Origin of the sequence: Marinobacter adhaerens HP15 (assembly GCF_000166295.1) — a bacterium.
Taxonomy (GTDB): Bacteria; Pseudomonadota; Gammaproteobacteria; order Pseudomonadales; family Oleiphilaceae; genus Marinobacter; species Marinobacter adhaerens.
This window is the reverse complement of record NC_017506.1, coordinates 4,029,886-4,045,944: the sequence shown is the minus strand read 5'-3', so window position 1 is coordinate 4,045,944 and position 16,059 is coordinate 4,029,886. Positions and strand designations below refer to the sequence as shown.

Sequence of the window (16,059 nt, the reverse complement as noted above, 5' to 3'; positions counted from 1 at the left end):
AGGGTTTTACATTAATGCGCCGTAACAGACCATGAGTGCCGGAGCAGGTAACATGAAAACGAGCTATTCATTGGACCGTGAGCGCCTGGTTATGAAAAAAACGGACTGGCCCATCCGCTGGGATCTGCTGCTTCGCTATCGACTTATCGAAACGATTGCCCTGTGGGAAGGTCGTCTGACTACCAACCACATCTGCCACAGTTTCGGGATCGGTCGTCAGCAGGCGTCCAAGGATATCAACACCTATCTGCGCGAACTGGCGCCGGGCAATCTGGTTTACGACCGTCACCTGAAAGGTTATGTCCCGGCAGATAGATTTCGCCCGGTGGTCACCCGAGGCGTGGTCAATGAATATCTGGACCTGCTTGCCCGCCAGCAAAACCTGAGCACTACGTTTGAATCCCTGAACATTGGCCTGCCGGACAGCACCGTGGTTCAGGGTCCGAATCGCGTCATCGCGCCGGAAACCATGCGTGCGGTGGTGACGGCAACACGACAGGGAAGACAGCTGCGGGCCAGCTATGCCTCCCTTAGCCGACCGGAAGCGGTGGAAAGCATACTTGAGCCGCACACTCTGGTTTGTGCCGGCGACAGCTGGCACTTGCGGGCATGGTGCGACTCAAACCGGGAATTCCGGGATTTCGCCCTGAGCCGATTCCGGACCTCGCCGGAGGCTCTCCGACAGCGCGCCAGACACAATCGGGACCAGGACGAGCATTGGAACCGGGAGGTTACCCTGGTGGTTACCCCGGATCAGCGCCTGACCCAAGCCCAGCAAGAGATCATTGCCCGTGACTACGGCATGGAACAGGGTCGCCTGGAAGTTGCTACCCGTGCCGCGCTTGCCCCCTACGTGCTATCACGGCTCGGTATTACCTTCGACAATCAGCACCCGGATCCTCTGGTGCAACAGCTTGAGTTGGCCAATCCCGACCAGTTGGGATTTGGCAGCAAACGCGAACAGGCCCTCAAAGCCGTTGCCGGCCTCAGCTAAACTGCCAGTGTGAGCCCTGGGACCTGGCGGTATGTCTTTCTCGGCGTTCTGATTCTGTCGTTTCTGCCTGCAGCAGGGAGGGCAGAATCGGTCTGCGGTGATCCCGCAACGCCCATTTCCCGGGTCCAGGGAACTGGCCCGACCTCACCCATGGCAGGAGCTACCGTCACCGTCGAGGGCATCCTGACCCAGGATTCCCGGGCAAAGGGCGGCTTTGGTGGTTTTTACCTGCAGCAGGCCGACCATCAGACCGACGGAAATCCCGCCACTTCCGAAGCGCTGTTTATTTACACCGATCGTGAAATCGCCGATGTCGGCATGCGAGTGCGGGTAACCGGAAAGGTGAAGGAATACCACGGGCTAACCGAACTGGTGTCAGTTCGGAGCATCCGGACGTGCGGGCGTGAGCCGCTTCCAGCGCCCATTCCCATCACCCTTCCCTGGACCGTCGATCCGGAACATCTGGAGAACATGAGAGTTACCTTTCGCCAGCCCCTGACGGTGGTGGACAACTACAACCTGGCTCGCTACGGCGAGCTTGGGCTGGCAGCCTCAGACCAGGTCCAGCCTACGGAATACCTGCCCCCCGGCAAAGAAGCACACCGGGCATTCACCCGGAACGGGGCAAACCGCGTTCTGCTTGATGACAACCGGTCCAGGAGAGACCCCCGCCCGGTACCCTGGCCCCCGGGCGGCCTGTCTTCGGCAACCGTAAGGGCCGGGGATCAGATTAAAGGGCTCATCGGTGTGCTGGATTTCCGCTTCGATGCCTGGCGGCTCCAGCCCTCTCAGGAGCCGGCTTTCCTCGCCACCAATCCCAGAGAAACCGCACCCGGGCCGCGGCATGAGGCTTCGGTGCGGATCATGGCTCTGAACCTTGGTAATTTCTTTAACGGGGATGGCCGGGGCGGCGAGTTTCCAACGAGTCGCGGGGCCGGGACACCGGCGGAATTCCGGCGCCAGCAACAACAACTGGTGAACACACTTCTGGCCCCCGATCCGGACATTCTTGCGCTGACCGAACTTGAGAACGACGGCTATGGACCGGCAAGTTCCATAGCCGAACTTGCAGAGGCCCTGGGCGGCACCTGGCGGTTCGTCAGCACGCCCGGCCAGGACGGCGATGACGAGATCCGGACCGGCCTGCTCTACCGCAGCGACCGGATTAGCGCCGTTGGCTCGCCAGAACGGCTTGCCAAAGGGCCATTTGAATCGGGAGGCCGGCCTCCCCTGGCTCAGGATTTCGGACGAACGGACGGTGATGCTACCGTTCGGGTCATTGTTCCTCACCTGAAATCGAAATCCTGTCGGGGCGCCCGTGGCGATAATCAGGACCAGGCCGATGGCCAGGGCTGCTACGCGAGCCGGCGGACCAACGAAGCGAAAACACTTGCGGCCTGGTCCGGCAGCGATACCCGCAGGCACTATTCGGTCGGCACCCTGATAATCGGTGACCTCAACAGCTATGCCCGCGAACATCCCATCGCGGTGCTGGAGCAGGCAGGGTTTACCAGCATGGTGCACCATTTCTATCCCTGTACCGAAAAGACCTGTGGTCACTACACCTACCGTTACCGTGGTCAGAAGGGCTCGCTGGATTTCGCACTCGCCTCCGAGACCTTAAAACCAAGGGTCATGGGCGCCTGGAGCTGGCTGGTGAACGCCGATGAGCCCCGGGTACTCGACTACCGGAGCGATCACCCGGCATCCGGCCGGGGACCCTGGCGATCCAGCGACCATAATCCGGTGATTGTCGACCTGAAGCTCTGACTTTCGACGCCCCGTCACGGGCAATCTGTTGCCCATTCGCCGACGTCCACGGGCACTGTGGCCAAGGCTCCGGATTCTGGTCCCGGTAGACTGGTGGTCAGACCCAAAACCGGTGATCGCTGACAACCATGAGAATTCCTGCCCCCAACTTCTGGCCCGCTGCCCGCACGGGACAACGATTTCTTCTCCAGGCCCGCCGCCGTGAAACCATGGTCGATGGCCACAAGATGGTTTTCCTGGAACGGGGATCACCAGGTGTCGGCCGCCCGACGATCGTCCTGATTCATGGCTTTGCCGCCATGAAGGAAAACTGGGGGCTGTGGCTGCAAAGACTGCCAAGACACTGGCATCTTCTGGCGCCGGATCTGCCGGGATTCGGGGAGAGTGATTACCGGCCGGAGGCCTGTTACCGCTACGAAACCCAGGCCCGTCGACTGGCTCAGTGGCTTGCCGGCGTTAACACCGACAACATCCATCTGGCCGGCAGCTCCATGGGTGGCGCGATTGCCGCAATACTGGCCCACACACTGGATCCGGCGCCCCGCTCGGTGACGTTGCTCAACAGCGCCGGCATCCCCGAACATGAAGAGGTAGACATTCACGCCCCCCTGAAGCCTGACCGGGATGGCATCCTGATTCCACGGGACTGGAAAGGCGTCTACCGTATGTTCAACAGTGTTGGCACCGGCAAGCCCACGGTCTCCGGACTTGCCATGGCCGGCCTCCTCGGACCGGACCTCCTGGGCCGCACCAAGGCCCTCCGGCATATCTTCAGTGACATGGTGGCAGACGCGCTGGCACCGGCCCGCTACCTGGGCCCCGAGACACCGCCACTGCAGGTTCAGTGGGGCGACCGTGACGTGATTACCCCGACCCGCTGCGTCGACTGGTTCAGCTCGGCCACGCCTCAGGCAGAAATCCACATGTTCCGGGGTGTCGGGCATCTTCCGATGCTGGAAACGCCCGGGCGATCTGCCGCAGCCCTGGAACACTTCGTTCGCCGTCATGGCCAGTGATCGATCCGGATGCTTCCTGCCAACCAGCCGATGATTGGCCTTTCAGGCCATTTATTCCGTCACCGAAGTCATGGGGCAACGAGCCGCGAGGCGCCATAATCGTCGAAACCAAGCGTTCTGCGACATAACAAGAACAGAATCAGACGAGGAAATCCCATGCGCGCCTCCGTTTCAACGGCACAGGACCTGGGCATGCCGGCCATCTACCTGCATCTTCTGGCCAAACTGCTGAACACTATCGGTGTTGACGAACAGGACCTCCTCCTCCGGGTCGGTCTTGACCCGGTCCGCCTGCAATCCACCGATCGGCGGGTGAGCCAGACCCAGGCCAGCGAATTCGTCACCCGGGCCATTATCGAAAGCGGCGAACCGGGACTCGGTATCATGCTCGCCAGGGAGCTGAAGCTGCCCCTGCACGGCGCCCTGGGTACGGCCGTCATGAGCAGCCGTACCCTGGGCGATGCCATGGAGCTGATGACCCGATACCTGACGCTAAGGGTGCCCCACCTTCGGGTCTGCAAACGGGAGACCGGCAACCTGGCCTGGTACGTTGTGAATTGTGATATCGACCTGGGCCCTCTGCACGGCTTTATCATGGATGCCATGCTATTCGGTTGCGTTTCCATGGGGGCACAGTTGACAGGCTCGGTCATTGACGGTTTGCGGATTGTTCGCCGGGGATCGGAGCCGGCCTATTTCCAGCGTTTCCGCTCACAGATCCCGGTGCCGGTGGAATTCGGCGCTACGGAGAATGCCCTGGTGATTCCGGTTGGCCGTCTGAGCCTGCCCGTGCGCTTCACCGATGATCAACTGGCGGCCTCGTCCAAAGCCCAGTGCGAGGAAGCGCTGCGGCAGCTGACCGAAGACGCCGGATTTGCCTGTCGCGTCCGGCGGGTGATCGAGACCAGCCACCCCTTCCCGCCAAAACTGGCCAGGGTAGCGGCCACCCTGTTTGTGTCCGAGAGAACGCTCAAGCGGCGGCTGCAGGAAGAAGACGCCAGTTTCCAGCAGCTGGTAGATCAGGTCCGCCTGGAACGGGCACAGGATCTACTCCGCAGTACCACCATGAATCTGAGCCAGATTGCCGATGCCCTCGGTTACGCCGACGCGGCGAATTTCACCCGGGCTTTCAAGCGCTGGACCGGCAGCAGCCCCAGCCATTACCGAATTTCGCCGCCCGGCCCAGGGCTGATTAACGCCAGGCGGGCACTGGCCACGGGGTAATCAGTCGATGCCGATGATCTTGTGCATTTGCAGGGTCAGGCGCCACTGCGGATGCGCGAGACAATAATCGGTGGCGCGTCGGGTATTGCTTTGTTTGATCTCATCCACGGCCGTTTCCGGTATCGAAGGAGAGGCCATCGGCGACAGGAAATAATGGCTTGCGCGAATGCCCAGGAATCGCTCCGGCATCGCCAGGGGCTGGGGATAGACCAGCTTCAGCTCGTCACAGGCCTCAAGCACCACCGGGGCATCGGCTTTCGGACTGACGCAGAGCCAGTCGATGCCTTCGGGCGCGGGCAGGGTACCGTTGGTCTCTACCCCTACCTCGAACCCTTCCCGGTGCAGAGCCTCGATCAGGGGAGCATCCAGCTGCAGCAGGGGCTCGCCACCGGTGCAGACCACGTAGGGCTTGCCGGGTGCCTCCGGCCAAAGATTGCGTATGTGACGGGCCAGTTCCTCCGGGGTTTCAAAGCGACCACCATTCTGGCCATCAGTACCGACAAAATCGGTATCACAGAAATTGCACACGGCAGTGGCGCGGTCCTTCTCGCGACCGGTCCAGAGATTGCACTTGCTGAAACGACAGAACACGGCAGCACGCCCGGCCTGGGCACCTTCACCCTGCAACGTGTAGAAGGCTTCCTTGACCCGATACATCAGCTTGCCGCCTCGTAGTCCAGGGGATCTTTGACACCATTGGCAGCGAAGGCTTCCAGTCGTTCAACACAGGAGCCGCAGCGTCCACAAGCCCGCTCCCGGCCGTTGTAGCAGGTCCAGGTCTGTGCATAGTCCAGTCCCAGGCGCAGGCCTTCAGCCAGGATCTGACCCTTGTCCATGGTCATGAAAGGCGCCTCAATGCCGACCGGCTCGTAGTTGGCCACGCGGCAGACCGCGTCCATTTTATCCACAAACTCCGGGCGACAGTCCGGGTAGATAGCGTGGTCGCCACCATGAGCTCCGTACCAGACGGCGCCAGCACCTGCGGTCACGGCGTAACCGGTCGCCAGGGACAGGAGAATCATGTTTCGGTTGGGCACCACGGTCGCTTTCATGCTGTCTTCTTCATAGTGGCCTTCCGGCACATCGATATCCGAGGTCAGCGATGAGCCGGCCATCACCTCACTCATGGCGCGGATATCGATCACCTTGTGGGGCACACCCAGCGCTTCACAGACCGAACGCGCGCACTCAAGCTCCCGGACATGGCGCTGCCCGTAGTTGAAGGACAGGGCATGAACCTGGTAGCCGCGCTCCCGGGCCAGATGCAGCAGGGTGTAGGAGTCCATGCCTCCGGAATAGATTACGACTAAGGTGTCTGTCATTCGGGCTCCCCGTATGGTGCGGTTCGGATTTGGCTGGTTTACTGTCGCGCCCGAGGCCTGTTGCTGTCATCGGGCTTTTACAATGAATGGACATATTGTAACAGTGCAGGAACAGGTTGGGTTCGCGTCTCGCTTGCGGGGCGGGTAAACTCAGCGAAAAACAACTCATCAGCTACACTGACTCCATGACCACTATCCAGCCGGCATTCATCGATTTCGAGGCATCAAGCCTTGATCTGATCGCGAGCTACCCCATTGAGGTGGGAATCTGCATGCCGGATGGCACTCTCCACAGCTGGCTGATCAGCCCCCACGTGCTGTGGCAGGACTGGTCACAAAGCGCTGAGCAGATTCACGGCATTTCCCGCGAGACCCTGGAAGCGGATGGTATTGCGGTGAGCGAAGTCGCCAGTGCCCTCAACGAACTGCTGCCGGAACAGGTGTTTTGCGATGCCTGGACCTTCGACAGTTTCTGGCTGCACCGTTTGTTCAAGGCCGCCCGCATAACGCCAACGTTTCAGCTTGAATCCATTTCAGCGCTGTTGGACACGAGGCAGGTGCGCGAATGGTCAGCACTTCGCCAACAGGTGATTACAGAGCTCGGCCTGCCTGTGCATCGGGCCGCAAACGATGCCCTGATTCTCCACAAAACCTGGGAACGGATTGCGCCGAATCAGGACGAACTGGCGCCGTTAACGGGTCAAACCCGGCAGGCCTGACGCATTCCCGGTTGATCAGTGCCTGGCGTGACGGACACGCAGTGCGATGACCTCGAGACCATCCCGAAGGGTATTCAGCGTCCAGTAGGTCACCAGGGCCATGAGCGCGGCTCCGGTCACGGTAAACACCAGATTCTCACCCACGACCTGCTCCTGCGCGACCAGCAGGTAAAGACCAAGTGCAATAATCAGGGCGAGTTCAATCAATGCGTGGGAACGGAACTTTTTACTGGCAGATCCGGCTTCGTCGGACATTTTGCTAGGTTTCAACCTCTGTCTGTTGATGGCGATTAATCGACTATTAGTGTGCGAATTATCGCCGGGACAGGCCGCAAAATCTGTAAGAAGTAATGGCTACGAAGATTCCACTACCCAAAAAAAAACGCAGCCATAGAGGCTGCGTAGAAAGGAGAGATCCATCGACTACCTGGCGCGGCAGGCAGTCGGGATTGCACAACGTAAAACACGTGACGGAAAGAATTATGCCAAGCGCCCCTGGAGGCCGTCTGTAGGGGTTTGCCGAAGAAGCCGGGCTATTGCAAACGGCCCATTAGCCTATACACTGGTAGTCGAACCGAAACATAAGAGCCGGTATGACCAGAATGATTCCACAGTTCAGCGCTTACACAGCAGCAGGTTGCCATGCAGGGCAGTCTGTTCGCGCGATGGTGAAAGACATCTAACGGCTTTCGGTCAGTCCCGGGAGCCTATGTAGCGACCGGGTCAGCTTCTCCGCGAAACCCCGGTCGCTTCAGGCACCGGGGTTTTGTTTTTGCAGCCGCAAAACGACAAGGAGAACATCATGAAAAGACATCCGACAACTCGCGCAGCAAACCAGCCCATGAACAATCGCCAGGGCCCGATCAAGCGTCCGGAGAAGCTGCCGCTGCTGGATGCCATCTGCAAAAAACTTAATCAGCGCGTCAATCTGGATGACGAACAGCGGGTGCTGGGAGTGTATGAGCGGGGCTGGATCTTCAAGGGCGTCCTGGGCAATATGAACGACGCTGAGGCAAGGTACGTCAGAGCATTGGCGACCCGTTACAATTCCTGGATCGCCCGGCAGGTCGCCTGATTCAGAAGCCGCGTGTCTGAACCGGTCAGTGGCGCCGGTTCAGACCCTGCATCATCGCCATATCGCCGCCGTGAACCATGGCGTAATTGTTGACCACATCGTGTATTTTTTCCTGGGAGTAAGGCTTGACCACGTAGCCGTTAGCGCCGGCACTGATCGCACGCTGAATACTCTCGATCGAATCGTCCGCCGTCACCAGCACAATGTGCTGCTCCTCACGGGCGTCCTTGAATTCCAGCATCAGTTCGTGCCCATCGCCGTCCGGCAACCCCAGATCCAGCAGGATGATGTGAAATTCCCCGGCCTTGAAAGCCGTCCTGGCGGAAGCTGCGTCAATACACTCGATCACCTTGGTTGCGCCAGCGTTGTAGAGCATATCCACGAGCCGCTCTCGCATCACAGGCTCATCTTCCACTACCAGCACTTTCAGATCCGTCATGTGGGTTGCTCCTCTCAAACTGTCGGGTCGTTGCCTGTGCGCCGCGGCAGGTCCAGCGGCGCTGGTCGGGGCTCGCTCATGTCACTGTAGTCAGGGCGTGGCGAGGTCTCCGGATTGGCCGTCGTCCCGTCCTCCATGCCAAACCGTGTCAGTATATTGCTGATGCTCACAGCGGTTGTGTAGAGGGATATCGCAATAATCAGAAGGATCGGCTGAACAAAGGTTACAAAACCGGGTACATCCGCGCTTCCCAGTATACTCAGGATCAGAATGATTGCCGGCCCCAGCACCACGAAAAGCGTCAGGGCAATGAAGAAAACAATCCGCTCCTTGTAGCGCCCGAGCTCCCGGTTGGTCACGAGACCGAGCACGAATTTGCCGATAGCCAGACCGGCAAGGATAGCGGCGGCGATGCTCAGGTCCGGTCGCAGCAGGGTTTCGTAAAGCCGGCCTTCCCACAACCGTTGCATACCGATAATCAGAAAGGGAAACAACACAAACAGGATGTCGGCATAGGTACCATACATCATGCTCAGGGAATGGTGTTCTCGGCGTTCCGGCAGCTCACTCATCGGGTTCTTCCTGTTGGTCATACTCACACACGTCAGCCTGGCGTTTTCGCAGCGGCGAGGGCACGGTCTATCATTTCACCGAGTTCCTTCAGTTCGCTGCGAACACGTTCCCAGTCCGGCTCAGTGACTTTCAGCAGCTCTTCCAGTATACCCGCCTGTCGGGTCATCAGCGGATAGCCCATGGCACCCGCCGTGCCCTTGATCTGGTGGGCTTCGGTTTTCATTGCTTCACGATCTGCGTCCGCCAGCGCGGCATCCATTCGGGTCCGCCGCGCGGCAAGCCCGTCAAGAAACTGTGCCACCAGGTGGGCAATTTCAGCGTCTTCACCGGTATCCGCGGCGAAAACGGGGCCCGTGCCCAGCAGCCGATCCAGTAGGGCCGTCAGGTGGGACTGATCAATGGGCTTGTTCAGCACGCCGTCACAACCGGCCTCAAGCAATGCATCGGTTTCCTGCTGATCGCCGGCTGTAAAGGCAATCACCGGCCGGCGGAACCCGGCCTGGCGCAGCAACCTGGTGGCATCAACACCATCCATTCCCGGCATGTGACGGTCCATCAGCACCAGATGAACCGTATCAGACAATGCAGTCCGAACCGCGTCCTCGCCGCCGGTCACTGCCACGACGTCCAGACCTTCCCGGCGCAGCATACGCTCTACCAGCTGCCGGTTTTCCGTGTTGTCTTCGGCAACCAGCACCTTGCCCTGATAGCGTGAGGTTCGTTCATTAGCGGAGGCCGGCGTCACCGACAGGTATCGTCCCAGTGTTTCATAGAAGCGCTGCTTGTCGATGGGCTTCGCCAGGTGTTCATTGCAGCCGGCCAGGCGATAGTCGGCAATGTCCTCGGACATCACATTGGCGGTGAGCGCGATGACCGGCGTATTCACCCCGGCTTCTCGAAGTGCCGCCGTGGCGTCACGGCCGTTCATCACCGGCATCTGTATGTCCATCAGGATCAGATCAAAGGGTTCGCGAATCGCCAATTCCAGGGCTTCCGCTCCGTTGCTCACATGGACAAGCTCGGCTCCGGTTCGAGACACCAGCAGGGAAACAAGCCGCCGGTTCACCTCGTTGTCCTCGGCACACAGGATACGCCCTGACAATCGCGGCGCGACAACCATGGGGATGGTCCGGCGGCGCTGGCTCAGCTCCGAGGCATCGCGCAGGAAATGCACCTCATCCAGTGGCCCTGTCCGGATCGAAAGCTCAAACTCGCTGCCCTCGCCATAGGTGCTGTTCACCCGGATACTGCCGCCAAGCATTTCCGCCAGACGCCGGGAAATGCTGAGCCCGAGGCCAGTGCCACCATATTGCCTGGAAATGGCGGCGCTGCCCTGGGCAAAGGGATCGAACAGCCGCCCCAATTGCTCCGGCTTCATGCCAATGCCGGTATCCACGACCCGGGCCACGAGCAATTCCTGATCGCGATCACAACGGACCACCAGGGAAATGGACCCCTTATCGGTAAATTTAAGGGCATTACCACACAGGTTGATGATGATCTGGCGCAGTCGGGTGGGGTCGGTGCGTACCTGCTCCGGCAACGGGTATTCGCAGATGATGCTGAAATCCAGTCCTTTTTCCCGGGCTCTTGGCGCGAAGAAGGCGCGAATCTCATCAAGAAGCTCCGGCAGATTGACCGATACGATGTCCACATCCAGTTTGTTGGCGTCGATTTTCGAGTGGTCGAGGATGTCGTTGACCAGGTCCAGCAGATGTCGGCCGCTGCGCACCACCGTCTCGGCACTGCTTCTTTTCTCCGGTTCACTGAGATCCGGATCAAGCAGCGTTTCTCCGTAACCGATGATGGCTGCCAGCGGTGTGCGGATCTCATGGCTCATATTGGCCAGGAACTGGCTTTTCGCCTCCGCGGAATTGCGGGCAAGCTCCTTCTCAAGACGCTCCTGCTCGCGCTCCCTCTCGATCCTCAAGCGATTGTGACTTTCGGTGGCGTCGATGCAGGTGCCTTCCAGATGGGTCGGCTCACCCTCGGTGTCATACACCGTATGCAGTGAGATGGTCGCCCAGCGCTCGTCACCGTCCCGGGTCAGGTATCGGGCCTCAATGCCCTTGACCGTGCCCCGGGCCTCCAGCTGCTCGATCACCAGCCGCCGCAACCGCTCGTCGGCGATGCAGGTTTCCAGTACGTCCGGGTTCCGCTTGAGCAACTCGCGGCTGCTGTTATAGCCCAGCAGGCGCGCCATGGCGGGATTGGCCGTGACAAATCGCCGGTCCGGCGACATCTGGAACACGCCCTCGATGGCGTTATCGAACAGCGACTGGTAACGCTGAAGGTTCGACAGCGCCCGCTGGCTCCAGCCCAGGGCCTCGCCCTGGACCTGTTTGATCCTGTCGGCGAGGGCAAAAGAAAACAGGATGATCTGGGCGGTCAGACCAAACTGGGGTGAGTAAGCGGTGAAGGTGTTCAATGGCAGTATGCCCATCACCGTCAGGGCATAGATACCGAAGCCCACCAGCGCCAGTGTCCAGGCGAAAAAATAGGAACGGGCCGCCGGATTGTAATAGCGCCAGGACAGGTAACTGACCACGATCAGAATCAGGCTCAGCAGAATGGAGCCAACCACAATCCATTCCATGGCGACGTGGTAGGGCAGGAACAGCGACAGCACGAAAGTGGCAACCACCGAATACAGGCACAGGCGGATGACCTGATCAAGATCGGCCGACCGTTCCCGGGTTTCAAGCAGCGACCTTGCCATCAGCAGGCCCCAGAACCAGGTCAGAATGATCTGGAAGTGCAGGAACTGCTTGTCGAACAGAGCGGGCCGGCTGTCGAGAAGCTGGATACCGTGAACCTGTTCGGTGAAGATAAAGATGGCCGCAAAGACCAGGTAGAGCACGTAATAGATGTTGCTCCGCTCGCGAACCGAGACCGCGACGAACAGGTTGTAGGCAAGAATGGCCAGCACCGAACCAAGCAGGATGCCCCGCACCAGCTCATCCACCGAGACTTTTTCAATGTAGCTGTCCGGGTGCCAGAGGCTGATCGGCAGACGGAAAGTATTGGTGTTGACCACCCGCAAGTAGACGTGGCTCAGGGAATCCGGTGCCAGTGAAAGGCGGAATGTCGGGTTGGGGACGGCGAGGTCCCGTTCCACCCAGTTGTCCTCATAACCCGCCTGTCGCTGATCAACCAGATCCCCGTCGCGGACCATGAACAGGGTGACTTCATCCACCAGAGGCAGGGCAAGCTCAAGGATCCATCCGTTCTGGTCAGGATTGCCCACGGAGCGGAGATCCAGGCGCACCCAATATGCGGATTCCGTGTAGCCGAAGTTCAACACACCGCCTTCGTGGCGGGTAAAGGCACCCGATTCGAGAGCGCGAACCTCATCGAGGGTCAGTTCCTGCCCCGGGTCCTCGAGATACCAGATGCAGCCACCCAGATCACGGATACTCTCGATACCGCCGTCCAGTACAATCTCGCCATCATGGCAGGGCCCGGCCGCACTGGCCGACGCCGGCATCATGGCCGTGACCAGGAACAGCAGGACCGCTACCAAAGACGTCACCGCTGGAAGCGCCAATTCAAGCCGTTGCCGCAAAATGTGATCTCCGCGAGGGTAGATACCGGTTTTTTGTTTTACTGTCAGTAGCCACGCCGGGGCTATACCGTCCCGGCGACTCACTTTAGCCGTTTACACCGTTTTTCGCATCCCGGGGCCATCTGAAATGAGACATTCCTGCATTTTCGCCGCTGTTTCCATGACCACACTTGTCCTGAGTGGCTGCGGACTTGAGGATACCGGACCTTCCGCGTTCAATCCGGCGACCAATGTGGATCTGACGTTCTCAAGCTTCAACCTGGAAAACACGGAGGTGGCACCGGACAACCTCGGCAATACCCGTTTCTGGAACTTTTACCGGGGCATCCAGCCGGAAGCAGACGATTCCGATGACCTTGATACCACCAGCGAAATACGCAACCACATCGAGGTTTTCATCCGCGCCACGCCAACGGACGCCGGCACCAGCTATGACAGCGTGCGCAACCCGCTGGACCTGATGAACCAGGTGCTGGCCTCCGGCGAAGTCACCAATTTCCAGGAAGGCAAACGATACATCAGCCAGAGGATTGCAGATGGTGTCGCAGGCACCTACAACAGCCGGGGCAACGGCGCGCAGATCCGGTTCACAGACCAGTCGGCGGTGATTGCCATTCTGCCGCTGAACGACCAGCTCTGGATCTACCCGACGCTCGACTGGCGTTACCTGCCGGATGGCCCGGAAGGCTCGGACCTCGACAACAAGGTATATCGCACGATCCAGTATGTCAGCCGCAGTGTTGAAGAAGAGGAGCAGGCGGCCCAGCCGGAACTGGTCAGCGTGCTGGCAGGCAGCCGGTTTGATGCCAACAGTTTCATGACACTGGGCTACAGCCCCACCGAGTTTGCAACTGCGGACTACCTGAGTCGGAACCATGGCGGCATTGAACTGCGCCAGGATTTCATTGACGAAAACACCGACACGCTGTTTATAAAGAATGACGAATCCGAGGTGATCACACTCGATCGCTATCCAGGTTATGGCCTGGGAGACAACAGCCCGGACTGCCTGAGAGTCGAGCTGGATTACAACATGGATCTGGTGAGGATTTTTGCCTCGAACGGCGAGCCAGCGCGCATTGACGACCCTGACTCAACCGACGGGCAGGACACCATTCCGAATCCGGCCAATTGCACCTACCAGGAAGATGCCGACGCGATTACCAGCTGGACAACGGTGCCTGTCGCCGGCCGCTAGCCGGCGCCGCCATCCCTGAGGTCCCAGTTCTGCAGGAAGCCTTTCTTGCGGTCGATCATGCGTTCATAGGTGGAGATCATGATGGCCGCGTGGGGTGCTTTGACAAGACGCAGGGTTTCTATTCGGCGCTCCAGCCGTTCAACTTCAGAGCGCACCTGCTGGTGCACATGATTGCGAACGCTGTCGTGATGGTCCAGCTTGACCTCGCGGGAGGCGGGCTGGTTACTGGGGGGTGTGGGCTTGTCCATTCGGCTTCTCGTCCAATGAGTCGTGATAGATCCTTTTCCCATCACGCAAGTCTGCACAACTGTCCGACATAGTGCAATTAAAATGAATAGAGTTTCATTTTTATTTTCAGCTCTGCCGGACCTCCTGTCATCCAGACGACAGAACCCCTGCTATAGTTCCCTGTAGAGACGACATTGCCCACCGACAGGAGCTCCCATGACCCAGACATCCGTGGCGGATACCCTCCGTGAATATCTGTCGCTGCTGGAACTGCTGGACGATGCCTACTGGGAAGCCAGCAGCATTCACCACAAGGACATGCTGTACGACATTATCAGCATCTTCAGCCAGGAAGTGGCCGAGATAAACAAGCTCAGTATCCAGGACCACCATTACCCCTATGAGGTAATTACAGAAGGCATACGCCGGGTTGTGCCCAAGCTTGAGCGACTTGATGAAAACCGGGAAGACGTTATCCAGCGCACCCAGACTCTGACGGATTTCAGGGACATTCTGTCCTCCGTGCTGGGCATACTCGAAGCCCAGCTCAGGACGCTCTGAACCCTTTGCCTCAGGCGGCGATCAGCGGTCGCCGGTGCTCGGGTATCAGTGGAAAACGATTGCCCACGGTATACACGAACTTCGCCAGTGCCGGCAGGTGATGACCGACGATCGGGATTCCGGTGTTCAGCAGACTGACCGAAATATCACGGGCCGCATCCGCCCAACACAGCTTGTTGATCAGACCGACGTGACCGAAAGCAAACCGGCTGTTCTGCCCCCAGAGGCCCACCGGATTGCCACCCAGCATCATGCCGGCACTGAAGCGCATGGGTATCATCATGGTGCGGTCTATCTGAAGCGAACCGAACTGTTGAATAGCCCGGCGGATGGTGATTTCGCTGCAGATACGACGGCCGTTCCAGAGCCCGCCATTCAGCATCATCTGGAAGAAGCGGCCCATTTCCTCGGCGGTGCCGCACAGATTGCCCGCCGGAATCACCGCTTCCTGGAACCTCGGGTCATTGGTAACCCGCTCGACGGTCCGGATATCGCCACCCAGCGCGCGATTTACAACCCAGGAAACGGGGAAACGCGGCGTGGGTCCGGTGGCGTAATTGCAGGCCAGCTCATCGAGATGCTCCGGGGCAATGCCATAGGTAAACCATTTCATGCCCATGGGCCGACGCAAATGCTTGTCGAGGTATTTTTCAATGGAGTCGCCCGTGACGCGTTCCAATACCCGCTGCAGGACAAAACCGCCGGTGATGGCGTGATAGGCCACCTTGGCGCCGTCCACTTCCACCGGTCGTGCAGCACAGAGCAGACGCCAGATTTCATCGTTATCCCACAGCACATCAATCGGCGTTTCCCGTGGAATGGCAGGAATGCCCCCGCGGTGAGAAAGAATCTGGTGAACGGTGATAGTCCTTTTCCCGTTAACCCCGAACTCCGGGCAGTAGTAGGAGACGGGATCCATCAGGTTGACCAGGCCCTGTTCCGCCAGCATGTGCATAAGCAGTGCCGTCACCGCCTTGGAGGCGGAGAAGTAGCAGATCGGGGTATCAGTCGTCATCGGAACCTTGGCGGCGTCGCGCGGGTCATGGGGGCCATTGCCACTGGCATGGCCAATCGCCCGGTGCAGAACCTGCTCACCCTTGTGGCGGATGGAAATCTGGATACCCGGGTGCACGCCGGTCCGGTAAAGGCTCTGGACGCTGCGCCACAGGGCATCAACCGTTTCCTGACTGACACCGGCAGCTGCCGGATTTTCACCGGCATCATCCCGAAAGGTGACGGATTCGAGATCCTCGGGAATCTGGCTGCTATGGAGGGCACGGCGGGCAAGTCGGTTCATCGGCTCAAACCTTTTTCAGTACGATTGTTGTTTTTCTATGTTCAACAGAACTGGCCCGGGCCACATTGGCCGGGCCGC

Annotated in this window: 16 protein-coding genes; 8 read left to right on the top strand and 8 right to left on the bottom strand. The window is 59.4% G+C overall.

What is annotated here, in order from left to right; translation table 11 throughout:
* Positions 1–52: 52 nt before the first annotated feature.
* From HP15_RS18880 to HP15_RS18865, 4 genes are all read left to right on the top strand, one after another.
* Positions 53–994 carry a helix-turn-helix transcriptional regulator gene (locus tag HP15_RS18880; protein ID WP_014578943.1) on the top strand — a complete coding sequence of 314 codons (942 nt, stop codon included), beginning with the start codon at positions 53–55 and terminating at the stop codon, positions 992–994.
* A 150-nt stretch (positions 995–1,144) separates the two neighbouring features.
* A complete protein-coding gene (locus HP15_RS18875; protein WP_169702186.1) occupies positions 1,145–2,764 on the top strand; it encodes an ExeM/NucH family extracellular endonuclease in 1,620 nt (539 codons plus the stop codon).
* A gap of 128 nt (positions 2,765–2,892) precedes the next feature.
* Positions 2,893–3,780: an alpha/beta fold hydrolase gene (locus tag HP15_RS18870; RefSeq protein WP_014578941.1), complete on the top strand. Its 888-nt coding sequence runs from the start codon at positions 2,893–2,895 to the stop codon at positions 3,778–3,780.
* Positions 3,781–3,936: 156 nt separating this feature from the next.
* The gene (locus tag HP15_RS18865; RefSeq protein WP_014578940.1) at positions 3,937–5,004 is read left to right on the top strand and encodes an AraC family transcriptional regulator; all 1,068 of its coding nucleotides are present in this window, start codon (positions 3,937–3,939) and stop codon (positions 5,002–5,004) included.
* On the opposite strand, the gene queE is transcribed toward HP15_RS18865, so the two are convergent.
* Positions 5,005–5,661 (bottom strand): 7-carboxy-7-deazaguanine synthase, encoded by a 657-nt coding sequence (queE, locus tag HP15_RS18860; protein ID WP_008176809.1) that lies wholly within the window; start codon positions 5,659–5,661, stop codon positions 5,005–5,007.
* Complete coding sequence (gene queC / locus HP15_RS18855) at positions 5,661–6,326, bottom strand: 7-cyano-7-deazaguanine synthase QueC (protein WP_041645889.1); 666 nt, start codon at positions 6,324–6,326, stop codon at positions 5,661–5,663. The genes queE and queC overlap by 1 nt, the downstream gene beginning before the upstream one ends.
* 185 nt (positions 6,327–6,511) lie before the next feature.
* On the opposite strand from queC, the gene HP15_RS18850 reads away from it, so the two are divergent.
* On the top strand, positions 6,512–7,045 hold the full coding sequence (locus HP15_RS18850) for a 3'-5' exonuclease (protein WP_014578938.1): 534 nt from the start codon (positions 6,512–6,514) through the stop codon (positions 7,043–7,045).
* 15 nt (positions 7,046–7,060) lie between these two features.
* Here the strand turns inward: HP15_RS18850 and HP15_RS18845 are convergent, their stop codons facing one another.
* On the bottom strand, positions 7,061–7,300 hold the full coding sequence (locus HP15_RS18845; RefSeq protein WP_008176800.1) for a hypothetical protein: 240 nt from the start codon (positions 7,298–7,300) through the stop codon (positions 7,061–7,063).
* Positions 7,301–7,847: 547 nt separating this feature from the next.
* On the opposite strand from HP15_RS18845, the gene HP15_RS18840 reads away from it, so the two are divergent.
* On the top strand, positions 7,848–8,120 hold the full coding sequence (locus HP15_RS18840; protein WP_041645887.1) for a hypothetical protein: 273 nt from the start codon (positions 7,848–7,850) through the stop codon (positions 8,118–8,120).
* 25 nt (positions 8,121–8,145) lie between these two features.
* On the opposite strand, the gene HP15_RS18835 is transcribed toward HP15_RS18840, so the two are convergent.
* The 3 genes from HP15_RS18835 to HP15_RS18825 are packed head-to-tail and all read right to left on the bottom strand — an operon-like array spanning position 8,146 to position 12,622.
* Positions 8,146–8,559 (bottom strand): response regulator, encoded by a 414-nt coding sequence (locus HP15_RS18835; protein WP_008176796.1) that lies wholly within the window; start codon positions 8,557–8,559, stop codon positions 8,146–8,148.
* 14 nt (positions 8,560–8,573) lie between these two features.
* Entirely contained in the window at positions 8,574–9,131 is a 558-nt protein-coding gene (locus HP15_RS18830; RefSeq protein ID WP_041645885.1) for a hypothetical protein, read from the bottom strand.
* Between the two features lie 32 nt (positions 9,132–9,163).
* Entirely contained in the window at positions 9,164–12,622 is a 3,459-nt protein-coding gene (locus tag HP15_RS18825) for a response regulator (protein WP_257903058.1), read from the bottom strand.
* Positions 12,623–12,824: 202 nt separating this feature from the next.
* Here HP15_RS18825 and HP15_RS18820 point away from each other — a divergent pair, with 202 nt between their 5' ends.
* A complete protein-coding gene (locus HP15_RS18820; protein ID WP_014578934.1) occupies positions 12,825–13,895 on the top strand; it encodes a hypothetical protein in 1,071 nt (356 codons plus the stop codon).
* On the opposite strand, the gene HP15_RS18815 is transcribed toward HP15_RS18820, so the two are convergent.
* Positions 13,892–14,143 carry a hypothetical protein gene (locus tag HP15_RS18815; RefSeq protein WP_008176788.1) on the bottom strand — a complete coding sequence of 84 codons (252 nt, stop codon included), beginning with the start codon at positions 14,141–14,143 and terminating at the stop codon, positions 13,892–13,894. The genes HP15_RS18820 and HP15_RS18815 overlap by 4 nt on opposite strands.
* Positions 14,144–14,339: 196 nt before the next feature.
* On the opposite strand from HP15_RS18815, the gene HP15_RS18810 reads away from it, so the two are divergent.
* Positions 14,340–14,684, top strand: a complete 345-nt coding sequence (locus tag HP15_RS18810) for a hypothetical protein (protein WP_008176786.1) — start codon at positions 14,340–14,342, stop codon at positions 14,682–14,684.
* Positions 14,685–14,694: 10 nt separating this feature from the next.
* On the opposite strand, the gene HP15_RS18805 is transcribed toward HP15_RS18810, so the two are convergent.
* On the bottom strand, positions 14,695–15,981 hold the full coding sequence (locus HP15_RS18805) for an EstA family serine hydrolase (RefSeq protein WP_014578933.1): 1,287 nt from the start codon (positions 15,979–15,981) through the stop codon (positions 14,695–14,697).
* Positions 15,982–16,059 lie beyond the last annotated feature (78 nt).

What these genes read in the sequence shown, in the direction of transcription:
- HP15_RS18880 (WP_014578943.1), top strand. Translation starts at nt 53, where the DNA reads ATGAAAACGAGCTATTCATTGGACCGTGAGCGCCTGGTTATGAAAAAA.
- HP15_RS18815 (WP_008176788.1), bottom strand. Translation starts at nt 14,143, where the DNA reads ATGGACAAGCCCACACCCCCCAGTAACCAGCCCGCCTCCCGCGAGGTC.
- HP15_RS18840 (WP_041645887.1), top strand. Translation starts at nt 7,848, where the DNA reads ATGAAAAGACATCCGACAACTCGCGCAGCAAACCAGCCCATGAACAAT.
- HP15_RS18865 (WP_014578940.1), top strand. Translation starts at nt 3,937, where the DNA reads ATGCGCGCCTCCGTTTCAACGGCACAGGACCTGGGCATGCCGGCCATC.
- queC (WP_041645889.1), bottom strand. Translation starts at nt 6,326, where the DNA reads ATGACAGACACCTTAGTCGTAATCTATTCCGGAGGCATGGACTCCTAC.
- HP15_RS18830 (WP_041645885.1), bottom strand. Translation starts at nt 9,131, where the DNA reads ATGAGTGAGCTGCCGGAACGCCGAGAACACCATTCCCTGAGCATGATG.
- HP15_RS18810 (WP_008176786.1), top strand. Translation starts at nt 14,340, where the DNA reads ATGACCCAGACATCCGTGGCGGATACCCTCCGTGAATATCTGTCGCTG.
- HP15_RS18820 (WP_014578934.1), top strand. Translation starts at nt 12,825, where the DNA reads ATGAGACATTCCTGCATTTTCGCCGCTGTTTCCATGACCACACTTGTC.
- HP15_RS18875 (WP_169702186.1), top strand. Translation starts at nt 1,145, where the DNA reads ATGGCAGGAGCTACCGTCACCGTCGAGGGCATCCTGACCCAGGATTCC.
- HP15_RS18845 (WP_008176800.1), bottom strand. Translation starts at nt 7,300, where the DNA reads ATGTCCGACGAAGCCGGATCTGCCAGTAAAAAGTTCCGTTCCCACGCA.
- HP15_RS18835 (WP_008176796.1), bottom strand. Translation starts at nt 8,559, where the DNA reads ATGACGGATCTGAAAGTGCTGGTAGTGGAAGATGAGCCTGTGATGCGA.
- HP15_RS18825 (WP_257903058.1), bottom strand. Translation starts at nt 12,622, where the DNA reads ATGATGCCGGCGTCGGCCAGTGCGGCCGGGCCCTGCCATGATGGCGAG.
- queE (WP_008176809.1), bottom strand. Translation starts at nt 5,661, where the DNA reads ATGTATCGGGTCAAGGAAGCCTTCTACACGTTGCAGGGTGAAGGTGCC.
- HP15_RS18805 (WP_014578933.1), bottom strand. Translation starts at nt 15,981, where the DNA reads ATGAACCGACTTGCCCGCCGTGCCCTCCATAGCAGCCAGATTCCCGAG.
- HP15_RS18850 (WP_014578938.1), top strand. Translation starts at nt 6,512, where the DNA reads ATGACCACTATCCAGCCGGCATTCATCGATTTCGAGGCATCAAGCCTT.
- HP15_RS18870 (WP_014578941.1), top strand. Translation starts at nt 2,893, where the DNA reads ATGAGAATTCCTGCCCCCAACTTCTGGCCCGCTGCCCGCACGGGACAA.